The 12,672-nt window shown below is 37.9% G+C and carries 11 protein-coding genes; 3 read left to right on the plus strand and 8 right to left on the minus strand.

The features are described from left to right. Positions 1–536: 536 nt before the first annotated feature. The 4 genes from CWC11_RS07830 to CWC11_RS07845 form a co-directional block, all read right to left on the minus strand. Positions 537–827, minus strand: coding sequence for a hypothetical protein (locus CWC11_RS07830; protein ID WP_138682236.1), 291 nt, complete (start codon positions 825–827; stop codon positions 537–539). 336 nt (positions 828–1,163) lie between these two features. Further along, on the minus strand, positions 1,164–3,974 hold the full coding sequence (locus tag CWC11_RS07835; RefSeq protein ID WP_138682237.1) for a PAS domain S-box protein: 2,811 nt from the start codon (positions 3,972–3,974) through the stop codon (positions 1,164–1,166). 10 nt (positions 3,975–3,984) lie between these two features. Then, a complete protein-coding gene (locus CWC11_RS07840; protein ID WP_138682238.1) occupies positions 3,985–4,578 on the minus strand; it encodes a cysteine hydrolase family protein in 594 nt (197 codons plus the stop codon). A gap of 22 nt (positions 4,579–4,600) precedes the next feature. Next, a complete protein-coding gene (locus CWC11_RS07845; protein WP_138682239.1) occupies positions 4,601–5,638 on the minus strand; it encodes a response regulator in 1,038 nt (345 codons plus the stop codon). Between the two features lie 256 nt (positions 5,639–5,894). Here CWC11_RS07845 and CWC11_RS07850 point away from each other — a divergent pair, with 256 nt between their 5' ends. The 3 genes from CWC11_RS07850 (at position 5,895) to CWC11_RS07860 (ending at position 8,883) form a co-directional block, all read left to right on the plus strand. Next, positions 5,895–6,158, plus strand: a complete 264-nt coding sequence (locus CWC11_RS07850; protein ID WP_004587283.1) for a GrxA family glutaredoxin — start codon at positions 5,895–5,897, stop codon at positions 6,156–6,158. Positions 6,159–6,319: 161 nt separating this feature from the next. Then, entirely contained in the window at positions 6,320–8,161 is a 1,842-nt protein-coding gene (locus tag CWC11_RS07855) for a DEAD/DEAH box helicase (protein WP_138682240.1), read from the plus strand. A 281-nt stretch (positions 8,162–8,442) separates the two neighbouring features. Next, positions 8,443–8,883 (plus strand): hypothetical protein, encoded by a 441-nt coding sequence (locus CWC11_RS07860; RefSeq protein ID WP_249330690.1) that lies wholly within the window; start codon positions 8,443–8,445, stop codon positions 8,881–8,883. Positions 8,884–8,963: 80 nt separating this feature from the next. Here the strand turns inward: CWC11_RS07860 and CWC11_RS07865 are convergent, their stop codons facing one another. The 4 genes from CWC11_RS07865 to CWC11_RS07880 all read right to left on the minus strand — a co-directional run bounded on the left by CWC11_RS07865 (position 8,964) and on the right by CWC11_RS07880 (position 12,619). Continuing rightward, the gene (locus CWC11_RS07865) at positions 8,964–10,520 is read right to left on the minus strand and encodes an AbgT family transporter (RefSeq protein WP_138682242.1); all 1,557 of its coding nucleotides are present in this window, start codon (positions 10,518–10,520) and stop codon (positions 8,964–8,966) included. A 144-nt stretch (positions 10,521–10,664) separates the two neighbouring features. Then, complete coding sequence (locus tag CWC11_RS07870) at positions 10,665–10,940, minus strand: YfcL family protein (RefSeq protein ID WP_138682243.1); 276 nt, start codon at positions 10,938–10,940, stop codon at positions 10,665–10,667. 4 nt (positions 10,941–10,944) lie between these two features. Beyond that, entirely contained in the window at positions 10,945–12,075 is a 1,131-nt protein-coding gene (locus tag CWC11_RS07875; RefSeq protein ID WP_138682244.1) for an ATP-NAD kinase family protein, read from the minus strand. Next, on the minus strand, positions 12,065–12,619 hold the full coding sequence (locus CWC11_RS07880; protein WP_138682245.1) for an elongation factor P hydroxylase: 555 nt from the start codon (positions 12,617–12,619) through the stop codon (positions 12,065–12,067). Before CWC11_RS07880 ends, CWC11_RS07875 begins: the two co-directional genes overlap by 11 nt. Positions 12,620–12,672: the final 53 nt, after the last annotated feature.

Raw genomic sequence — 12,672 nt, forward strand, 5'->3', positions numbered from 1 at the left:
AATTTGTTCACTCTAGGGGCTAGTAAATCGCGGAGCGAGGTTTGTAACCTAGTTGGCTAAGTAAAAACCGAGTAACAAAGAGTTTATCGCCCCTAGGCAGAACCCGAAGGGCAGCGCATGTTTGGCATTTATGCTGCGTTATCGCCTATTTATGGGGAGTAACCACACTTCATAGGCTCTGCCTTGCCTAAAAACCAAACATACTGCTGCAAATTCAACCATCAAAGATCAACACGCCCTAAACAAAATTTTTGTATCTATGTTCTAAATAAAGCATTTTTAACGACGTTATAGTGCAATCTAATTCGTTAAATGATCAAATATTTATGCAGGTTGGTATTACTTTAATTTTTAGCTATCTAAAAAGTATGTGCTTTAAACAACGGCTTATTAAGCAGCACGTAAAAATGATTTAGGAATAAACATTAAGTATTATTAATAGAGGAAGAAGCATTGCTAAATATTACTAGTTGAAAATTAAGGAAGTTTGATGAGCGTAAAAAACGCAGGCAACATGGTTACCTGCACAAAAGTCTCTAGTTTGAAAATGTTGTGATTTCTTCACTTTTTGATGTATCTAAATGCTGTGCGTAATTTGGATTTTTAGAGTCAAAAGTGTCATTCATTAATTGGACGTTTTCTAAATCAGTTTGTGTGAATGACATTGGCTTAATATCAGCTAAAGGTTCAAGAGAGCTTGTATCTCTGAATACCGTAATAGTAATAACTAAGGCAGCTACAAGCAAAATAGATAAAGCCATAATTTCCGGGGTTAAAACCCAGCTAATACTCTTTGTTTGTGGTTTAGCTTTTGTATTTGTTTGCATTGTGCACCTCTTAAAATGTAAAACATTTAAACTATATTCGTTTAATCTAATAAGTATATTGCGAAAGCCGTGCCAACTAACTAAGTCTAGATCAAAAAATAAAATACATAATAAGATCAAATAATTAAAACGAACGAGATATTTAGTTAGATAGTATTACCAATTCTTGCCGAATTAAATTTTCATACTGAGTTGCAATATGCGATTCAATATGAAAAAAACACGCTAAAAACAACCTTAAAACATTATAAATAAAATATAACTTACTTCTAAAAGATTAGATTAATTTGATTTTTAATCAAATATTCTCATGGTTCTTTAACTATAATTTTGATTTTAAGATAGCTTTTCCCATACTTCAGCTAATCGAATAAGCTTTAAATTTTTAGATTCAGTTACTTGGTGAGGAGTGTATTTTTCGAGTAAAGAATAAAGAGTATTACTTACTATTGGCTTAGCTAAATAGTCATTCATACCCGCATCAATAAAGCGCTCCTTATCTCCGTGAATCGCATTTGCAGTAAGCGCTATGATGGGTGTTAAAATACCGAGTTCTCTAATGGCCTTCGTTGCAGAAATACCGTCTAAAATAGGCATTTGTATATCCATAAAAATAAGATCTATTTTTTTACTCTTAGCCATCGTGATTGCTTCTTGACCATCATTTGCAATGTTTACTTGGCAACCTTTTTGCTCTAAAAACTGCCTAATTACAACCTGATTATTTTTATTATCCTCAGCTACAAGTACATTGAGACCGTTAAGATAGGCCGGCTTATCACTAAATGTGACAACTTCCTTCTCGTCGCGATTTGTATATATTATATCTAAGTGAAATAGCTGCTCTTCGAGTAAACTCATAGCTCGTGGCAAGTGTGATACTTTGAATGGCCCGTTTATTGTTAGCTCACTCTCACTTGAGTTTTTTGGTAATAAGCTTTTACCTTTCAAATCAATATTTAATAAGCATGGAGTATTAAGAAACTTGTAAGTATCTATGCATTGGCGTGTTTGAGTTAAAAGTTGTGGTTCTGTTAATACTATTGCGTCAGGTGGGTTGTCAAATGTAGGCGTACTAGGACATAACTCATAACAATCAAAAGATATTGAGTATCGAGTAAGTGTATGTTCTAGAGCTGTTTTTAATATTTTATTACTTCCAATAATCCACACTTTTGGTTTTTTGCTTCTAGCTGCAAACCCTTCCCTTAAAATAGAATCGGTTGTATCAATTTTTAATGGGTAGTTAACCACAAACTCACTACCTTTTGTCAGCTCAGAGCTAACAGATATATCACCTTTGACCACATCACAAATTTGTTTACAAATAGCGAGCCCTAAACCACTCCCTCCATGTTGCCTTGTAATTGAGTTATCGGATTGAATAAATGGCATAAACATACTTTCTATCTTACTTTTAGCTATACCTATCCCTGTATCTTTAACCGATAGCTGAAGAGTTAGATCTTCGCCTGCTATTTTTATACATTTAACCGTAACCGTAATTACCCCCTGCTCTGTAAACTTAATCGCATTAGCTAATAAATTAATCGCTATTTGCCTTATACGAGCATGGTCACCAAGTACTTGTGTAGGTACATCTGGGTAAAAATCAAAAATGACTTCAAGCCCTTTTTGTAAGGCGCTCTCGGTAACAATATCAATCGCTTCTTCTATGCATGTATCAACACTAAAAGGTCGGTTATCTAAAGAAATTGCTTGTGCTTCAAATCGTGAATAAGTCAATACATCATCAAGCACGCTCAGTAGAGCGTCAGAGCTTGTCTTAATCATTTGCGTGTAACGCATTTGCTCAGTTGTTAGGCCTGTATGATGCAAGATATCAGCTGAACCAATAACTGCATTCAATGGTGTACGTATTTCATGACTAATATTAGCCATAAAGCGGCTCTTAGATTCCGCGAGTATTTCAGCTTGATGCTTAGCCTCAAGCAGAATCTTCTCACTTTCAATTCGCTCTTGAATATCAACAAGGGTTGCAGCTATAGAAGACAAGCTATTGTCATAATCATTGAATATAGGTGTAAGTGTTATCTCTACCCAATTATCAGAGCCTTGGGCATTAATTAACCGAACATCAAAGCGACTAATATCACGCTTGCCCGTTTTGTAGTTAAGTAAAGTGCTGGTTACTTTTTCAATATCATCTTTAGCAATAAACTTAATAAGCGCTAAGCCAATGCTCTGTTCTACTTGAGAGTTTAAAACTCTTTGCCACGCTTGATTTATAAATAGTAATTTCCCATTTGTATCAAGTCGCAAAACAATATCAGGTATATTATCAACAACAGAATGGTAGTTATATTCTGTCTCTGCCATAGCTTGCTCAGCTTTTACGCGTTGCGTGATATTGGTTTCAATAGCAATAAAATGCTTCACTTCGCCCGCATCATCCCGAACGGGGTTCGCATCAATAGCAACCCAGTATAGATTCCCGTTTTTATCGTAATTAACTGTTTCAACCTGAAACGGTAATCCATTTTTTATCGCATTAGACATTACTTTACAGGTTTCCTTACAGGTTTTTGGGCCCTGTAATAGTTTACCTGGAGAAATTCCGATAACTTCATCACAAGTGTAACCTGTAAGCGTTTCAAAACTGTTATTAACCCATTCAATTAGGCCGAACTTGTCAGTAATTATAACTAAATTATTAGTATGGCTTGCTACGAGGGATAAACGCTTTACGTATTTTTGTTGCTGGGTAAGTAAAAGTTGAAAGTCTTTGTGGCGCTGAATATCATATAACGAACCAATAAATCCGCTTGTTTCATCATAAACTAATCTAAGTTCGAACCAATTTGTTAAACCGGCTTTATTTTTAAGTTGTATTTCTGTACTTGGTGGCAACTTCCCTTCAAGTAGGCTGCAACTATAAGCAACAAAATGCATAATATCATCGCAGTTCATTAGCTTAGTAATATTTGAGCCAACTAATTCATTACTCGAATAACCAAGTTTGTTTTGCCATGCTTCGTTTATATAAGTAAGGTTTAGATGTTTATCACACTCAAAGATACACTCATCTAATATTGCCAATAGTTTTGCTTGTCGGCGATTACTATTAGAAAGCTTCTCTACTAATGCGTACTGAATTTGTACCTGGAGTTCGTCGTTTTTATCCATACTTCCTCCATTATTTTGTAAAAACATTACTGTTAATTACACGCGCATATAGAGGAAATACCTCTTCACAGTAAAATGTTTGCTCAAAAGGAGTTCTACTCGATGTACAATCACTCAAAATAGTAACGTCAAAGCCTAAATCAACTGCAGAACGTGCGGTAGAGTCTATACAAATAGAGGTAACGGTTCCTGCTAATACAATCTCACTCACATTGTTATTTTTAAGTGTTTGAGCTAAATGCGTATGAGTAAAAGCGTTGAGTCCACGCTTGCCTGGGATCTCATCAATAACATGCTTAAATTGATTTAACTGCTCAATAGTTTGAGCACCATACGACCCTGATTTAAATGCCCCAGCATCAGCAATTGATTTTAGTATGCCAATAGGATTTTTAAGCTCACTATAATTTTGCGTGAAATGAATTGGGGTATTAATTACTAACGCGAACTTTTCTGCGCAATGAGTAAGTAACGAAAGCGTATTTTTTACCACGCCAGTAACTCTTGATGACTCTTCAACCACATCATATAAAACACCTTGAGGTGAAAAGTAATCGTTTTGAAAACCAATTAAAATAAGCGCAGTTTTAGATAAATCATACATAGTCATCTCCTTATGGAGCTATTTAAGACGCAAGCTGCCAAGGTTTAATAAATTTCTCAAGTACCGCTTTTGTTACTGGTTTTTGTAAGTAGTGGGTTATTCCTTTTTTAAATAACTCAGCTATTTGCTCATCACCAGTGATCCCCGTTAAAATAACTTTAGGTGTATTATTATTAGGTGTATTTTGACTAGTTAACTGCTGCGCTACGTCACTGCCAAACATACCAGGCATACGTTCATCTAAAAGCAGCAAATCAAATGTTTCGCTTTGAGCTAGTGACAAAGCACTCGCACCATTTTCAGCACACGTTACTGCGCAACCCAGCATTTCAAGCATTACTTTAGTTGCTACCTGACTTGGTAGGCTGTCGTCGGCAACTAAAATTGATAAACGAGTTTGAGTATGTAATGTTGCTAAAATAGCGATTAAATCAGTATCAAAAAAAGGCCAGCCCAAAACTCTTTTCGAAAATTTATGAGCTTGGCTTAATTGGTTGATATCGTTGATAGAGCAAAGTTTTATGTGGGTGTTTAGGCCGTCATTATCTAACTTATTTTTTAAAGTATCTGCGCTTAAATGCCTTAAATCTTCAAGTTGTACCGACTCTCTGATTGTACTGTTAAATAATTTAAAATTTAAACCGAACCGATCATGGGTGTGTGCAGACATCTTTAGACAGCTTTTAAATAACGATTCGCAATCAGTTAAAACATCTACATTTTGGTTAATATCAAGAGCTAAATTTACTGACTCTTTAGTCGCTAAAAGGCCATTCACATCTAATGACTTTACCTGCTCAGAATCATCAACCCAATAATGAAAACTAACACCTTGGATATTAGCCTCTACTGTAAGTAAAAAACTATTTTTTACCGACGCTAAACCTGGTGTTAAAAACTCTTCACATTGCGCTATTATTTGCTCAGGAGAAACTTGCAAGCATACATAATTGCATTGTAACTTATTGATTAAAGTCACCGAAAAATCGCGATTGCGGGTTTCACAGTATTTGCCTATTACCGCTTGGATAATCTCTAAAACGTGACTGTTATTATTCATAAAGTGCTCTAATTAACCCAGTGTATGAATATTAATCATCAAGTTATGTGCCATAAATATGCTTTTGTAAAAATGCTAATTTTCATAGACTTAAGTATTAGGATTTTAAGCAACATCTATTTATTTGCATTTTGCAAATCATATTGCGAAGCATTCTCTGATTTATAAATTTATTAGAATGGTGTAATCGCTTTTTTTATCTTTAAATAATTTTTTAATCGCTTAATATGATATTAATTAAATTGAGGAGATAACTATGCTTACAGTAATTTTTGGCCGTGAAGGCTGCCCATTTTGTGTACGAGCTAAAGATGTTGCCGAGCAACTATCAAATGAACGTGACGATTTTAAATTTCGTTATATCGATATCATCAAAGAAGGTATCAGCAAAGCTGACCTTGAAAAATCAGCAGGCAAACCTTGCCCAACTGTTCCACAGATTTTTGTAGACCAAACTCACATCGGTGGATTTACAGAATTTGAAGCATACGCTAAAGAAAACCTAGGTCTTTATAAATAAGGTTTGTAGCCAATCTGTTAACCAGTTTAATAAATCAAAAAATTAAACTGGTTAAATTTCGACCAACATCAATCACATACAAATTAGTTGTAATTTATACAAGCATTTGCCTCGTGAATCCTATATAATGCGCGCCTCTTTAAATTCGTTGAGGCGTATTAATGTCAGAACCAGTCACGTTTGAATCTCTAAATCTTTCTCCTGCAATTTTGAAGGCAGTTGAAGAGTTGGGTTACAAGACACCATCTGAAATCCAAGCTCAATGTATACCGTTATTGCTAGAAAGAAAGGACGTACTGGGACTAGCACAAACGGGTACAGGTAAAACAGCAGCATTTGCACTGCCATTACTAAACAATATTGACCCGTCTGTGAAACAGCCACAGATCCTTGTACTCACACCAACACGTGAGCTTGCGATCCAAGTTGCTGAGGCATTTGAACAATATGCAAAACACACTCGTGGTGTAGAAGTATTGGCACTTTATGGTGGCCAAAGCTACAGCATTCAATTAAGCGCACTTCGTCGTGGCGCACAAATTATTGTTGCGACTCCTGGCCGCTTAATTGATCACATTAACCGTGGCACTATCAAGTTTGATGCTTTACAAGCACTTGTACTTGATGAAGCCGATGAAATGTTACGTATGGGCTTTATCGATGATGTTGAAAACATCATGGAAAAAACGCCGCGTGAAAAGCAAACATGTCTTTTCTCTGCGACTATGCCTAAGCAAATTCAAAACATCAGCAGCAAATATATGAATAACCCTGAACAGGTTCATATTTCTGCGCGTAACTCTACAGTATCATCTGTTGAGCAAGTGTTTTGGAACGCACACGTACACAAAAACAAAGCGATTGTTCGTTTCTTAGAAGCTGAGCAATATGAAGGTGCTATTGTTTTCGTACGTACTCGTAACGATACAGTTCAACTTGCTGAATTATTAGAGCGCGAAGGTTTCTCTGCTGCTCCACTTAACGGTGATATGAACCAGCAAGCACGTGAGCGCACTGTAGATCGCTTAAAAAATGGCATGCTAAACGTTGTTATCGCAACAGACGTAGCAGCACGTGGTCTTGATGTAGACCGCTTGAGCCTAGTTATCAACTACGATATTCCACAAGATTCTGAAGCCTACGTTCACCGTATTGGCCGTACCGGTCGTGCTGGTCGTACTGGTAAAGCTATTTTATTCGTAAAACATAACGAGCGTTATTTACTTAAAAATATCATTCGTCATACTAAGTCTGAAATTGCACAGGTTGAACTACCTACAGCTAAAATCGTAGAAGAAAAACGTATCAATGCGTTACAAGAAAAGCTTACGCTTGCACTTGAAAACAAAGATATTACGTTCTTCAATGAAGTAGCTGCTAATATGGCGAAAAAGCTTGAACTTGCTCCTGAAGACTTAGCGGGTGCGTTATTGTGTTTAGCACAGCAACAATCTCCTATTAAAGTTGAAGAAGTTAAAATTCAACCTCGTGAACGTAACGAACGTAATGACCGCAACTCACGCAATGACCGTGGTGATCGCGGACGTCGTAACGAGCGCGGTGCCGAACGTGGCGGTGAGCGTGCAGAACGTAAACCTCGTGAACGCAACAGCCGTGATGCTGGACCTATGGATACTTACCGTATCGAAGTGGGTCGTGAGCATGGCGTACAGGTTAAAAATATTGTTGGCGCTATTGCTAACGAAGCTGACATCTCGAGCAAGTTTATTGGTGACATTCGTCTTCACGACAGTCACAGTACGGTACAATTACCGCAAAACATGCCTAAAGATGTACTTGATCACTTCCAAAAAGTGTTTATTTGTAAACGCCCAATGGGTATGACAATTACACAAGATCAAGGCCCTGCTGAGCCACGTGGCGAGCGTTCTGAACGCCCAAGTGGTGATAAAAAGCGTAGCTTTAACAAAGACAACCAACGCGGTGATAAGCGTGGCGGTCCTCGTAAAGAACGTCGCCCAGTGAGCTTCACATCTAACTAAGCTTTATAGCTTATGTTGTAAAAAACCTTGTCATGAAAATGCCAAGGTTTTTTTGTTTTAAAGCCACTGCTTCAGTAATAACAAAAATCCTGTAAGCTAAGCAAATGCTATAATTCACGGACGAATTAAAATTGAAAAAGATTTACGACAACTTGCTCTTTGTAGCAATAGTACTCCCCATTTTATTATGCTTCACTATACCTATTTTAAGGGACTTTACAGACCCACCATTCATCTCAAATGAACTATATGACGTTGTTTGCTTTATAGTCTTTCCTGTTATGTCTGGTGCAGTATTTATCTACTTAAATATACTTATATTCAATAAATATAGACGCTGCAGTAAATACAGAGAGCATATTAAATATAGTGTTTCAGATACAAAAACAAAGTTATCTCTAATCTTCGCGTACCCATTATCCCCTTTGTTAATCTATGCAAGCCTCTATTTTTTATTCTCTGCTCCTATTAAATTATGGGCTTACTACACGCAAGGCGACTATTGGTATAAAGAATACATCCTGACCGATGTACAAGAGTGTGGCACTGACTATGAAGATGGTTGTACTCGTTTATACTTTAAAGATCCTAAAACGAATGAAACTCACGATTTTAGATGGTACGACGATAAGTCTACAATAATGAACAACAAAAACGATTATGTGTATATTGTTGGTGAGGCCAGTTTGTTTGGCTATATAGTGAGAGATTTAGAAAGGTAATTAAAACTTCCTTTTACATTGTAGTATTTTTATATAAAAACCTCACTCAAGTGAGTGAGGTTCATAAATTAAGGTTTATGTTAAGGTAACGCCGGATAAACGTAGCTTGCATCTAAACCAAGTGGAATACCCAATGCCCAATACCCTAGCAAGAATATACTCCAGCCAATCATAAACGCGATTGAGTAGGGGATCATAAGCGCGATAAGCGTGCCTATACCGGTGTTTTTTACATATTTTTGACAGTACACCACAACCAATGGGAAGTACGGCATGAGTGGCGTAATTATGTTTGAGCTAGAATCTCCTATTCTGTAAGCAGCTTGGGTTAAATCGGGTGATATACCTAGTTGCATTAACATTGGCACAAAAATAGGCCCGAGTAACGCCCATTTTGCTGAGCTTGAGCCAACAAATAAATTTACAAAGCCGGTTAAAAATATAATACCCACAACAGTTACAGCGCTAGGCAGCTCCATTGCTTTTAAAAGCTGTGCCCCTTCAATGGCCATTAACGCCCCTAAGTTAGACTTAGAAAACGCAGCAATAAACAGCGCACAAAAGAACGCCATAACAATGTAATAAGCCATACCACTCATCGCGGTGCTCATGGCGTCTATCATATCTTTAGACGTTTTAAAGGTACCGACGGTAAAACCATACACGGCACCAGGTATCCAAAATAATAAAAAGATTAACGGCACAATAGATTGCATAAGGGGCGATCTAAAATTAGTTAGTGAGCCATCGGCGCTGCGCATTGCTGAATCGACTGGGGCAGATACAAATGCAAGTAATACAAGCCCTGCAATCATTACGCTACTGGCTATAAAAAAGGCGCGCTTTTCATCGCTTTTAGCTTCATCAAACGCGGGTAAGTTTTGAGTATCTTCATTAAGCGGTGTGTTTTTTAATCGTGGCTCAATTATTTTGTCAGTAATATACCATCCTAGTAACACAATAAATAAACTCGATGCAGAGGTAAATGCCCAATTATTTAGTGGGTTAATCGACATATCGGGGTTAATAATTTGCGCCGCGCTTTGCGTAAAGCTTTGCAGTAATGGGTCTATTCCTGATGGAATAAAGTTAGCACCAAATCCGCCGCTTACGCCGGCAAATGCCGCTGCAATACCCGCTAATGGGTGTCGTCCAGCGGCAAAAAATATAACTCCCGCTAAAGGGATCACTAAAACATAGCCTGCATCGGTTGCTGTATGGCTTACAATAGCGACTAAAATTACTGACGGTGTTAGTAACTGTTTAGGCGTTACCTTTAGCATAAGCTTAAGGCCTGTATTAATATAGCCCGAGTGCTCAGCTACACCAACACCTAACATAGCAACCAGTACCACGCCTAATGGGGCAAAGCCTGTAAATGTTTTTACCATAGAGGATAAAAACGAAGCGAGTGAATCGCCCTCTAATAAGTTATTTACAACAATGGCTTGGCCTGTACGTGGATCAATGGCTTCAAAACTAACTCCCGATAACCACCACGAACACACCCAAATAAGTAGCATCGCAAATAAAAAGATAATGGCAGGATCGGGGAGTTTATTACCAATACGCTCCACAAAATTTAAAAAGCGAGCAATAGGCCCCGAAGGTACTGCAGCTTGATTATTGTTATTCATTAAAAGCTCCCTAAATAGATTTCAATAACAATATACTATTAATATGCAACAGTAAATTAACTAATAAATCTATTTTAGGTACAAAATAAGCATAAAAAAACGGCTTAATATATTAAGCCGCTTTTTATGTATTTGGTGGGTTAGTTAAGCAAGTGCTTTAACTTCTTCCCATAGGCGCACAACCAGTGTTTTATCTTCTTCGTTTAGTTCGCCATTGCGATAAGCTTTAACTAAGCTTTGCTCTACGGTTTCGTTTAGCTCATCAATAGAAATTGTTAACTCTTCTACTTCTGCATAACCTACAGCAAGGTCAAAATGACCTCGTAAATAACCGCCAGCAAACAGCTCGTCATCGGTTGCTTTTATTACTAAATCATCAAAGTATTGCTGGGCTGCATCAATATAATTCACTAAACTCATTGTGTTACTTCTCCTGGTTATCATAACCGACAGCATACATAATATGGTCGTTATAGCCGGTGGTTACTTTAATGTAACCTGTTAATTCGTCGTCTAAAGTGCTGTCGCCTGTATCACAAATAAGTGGGCGGCCATTCAGCGCTTGTAATTTGGTTTTAGTTGCCACTACGATAATATTGTCTTTACCAATAGCGCGGATAAGCTCAGGGCTTAATTGCTGATTACCTCGTCCAAAAATATGCCCTTGCCCGCCGATGAGCGTAATAACGAGTTGAGTTGAGTGATCGCGAGTGTATTCAAGTAGCTGGTTAGCCGTTAAATCTTGCGCTATAAGGGTTTGATCTTTAATTAAATCTACACCTAATAATGTGTTCTCAAGCCCCATTTCTTGCATAATGGCTTCAACGGTTGAGCCGCTCCCCATGATATAAAAAGTGTCTTCGTCCATTTCGCTCACTACGTGGGCGGCTATATCTGCGAGCACTAATTCATCGGTTTCTTTACCGCCATTTTTAACAGCTTGTACATAACGTACTTCGCTTGGTATTTGCATTTCGCCGTAACGCTTAGCTTTTACTGTACCTTGTCTAAAGGCTTCTTCGTCTATATCCATTACATCAGCATCAGCTACAGTAACAAGCTCACCTTTTACTAGCATTTCTACAACGCGGCCAGCGGCTTTAGGTGTAATAGCATATACCCCAGAGTGAATTTTACAGCCTGCGGGAATTCCAAGCACTGGGATGGTATCTTCTATGGCGTGGCAAATATTGCGTGCAGTACCATCTCCACCAGCAAAAAGCACTAAATCTACGCCTAAGCTTTTAAGAACTTTGGCAGCGGCTTCAGTGTCGTTAGGTGTTGTTAGTGTATTTGCGCTATAAACAACCTCAACATTAAAACCCAGCGCTTTTGCTGCGTGTTCGCCCATATCGCCGTTTACGGTGTAAATGGTTAGTTGGCTTTTATAAGGTAATAGCACTTCAAGCGCAGCTTGAGTACGGCTGTTGGCCTTAGCTTGTGCGCCTAACTCAATGGCCTTTGCTGCTGTATTTTCACCATCACTGCCCTTTAAGGCAACACTGCCGCCAAGCCCTGCTACAGGGTTAATAATTAAGCCTAACTTAAACTGCATTTTGTAACTCCTGTGGGTGATGCCAATTAAATTGCTGAGCAGTTAATGGCCACGGCGTGTTATAAAAATTACTTAGCGCTTTTAATAGTGTGTGTGTACGTGCGTTAACACCCTGCTCTAGTAATATTAAAACGTGCTGGTGAACCCTAGCCTGAAAATCAAATCGGCAAGTTTGCTCACCATTTAAATTATCTACCGATACGTTAAATTCAAACCCTGCGGCCTTACTGAGTAACCATTCAATGGCTTGTGGTTTTACTTCTACATTTTCAAACTCAGCCTGCTTTTGTTTATCTCGCCCATCTGGGCAGTACCAATAACCATAATCTTCATGCTTTCTTCGCTCGGCTCCGGCGATAAGCCAATGGGCTATTTCATGCAAAGCACTTGCGTAAAAGCCATGAGCAAACACTACCTGATTAAATGTAATTGTATTATTGGCAGGTAAATAAATAGGCTCATCATCGCCTTTAACTAAGCGTGTGTTGTGGCTTTGGTAAAAAGTAGAATCAAAAATTGAAATGAGGTCAGCTATTTGATGCATAAAAATTGATTAATTCGTCTCGGTTGCAGCGCCACATTAGCGCACTAAAAACG

Origin of the sequence: Pseudoalteromonas sp. S3178, from assembly GCF_005886985.1 — a bacterium.
Lineage (GTDB): Bacteria > Pseudomonadota > Gammaproteobacteria > Enterobacterales > Alteromonadaceae > Pseudoalteromonas > Pseudoalteromonas carrageenovora.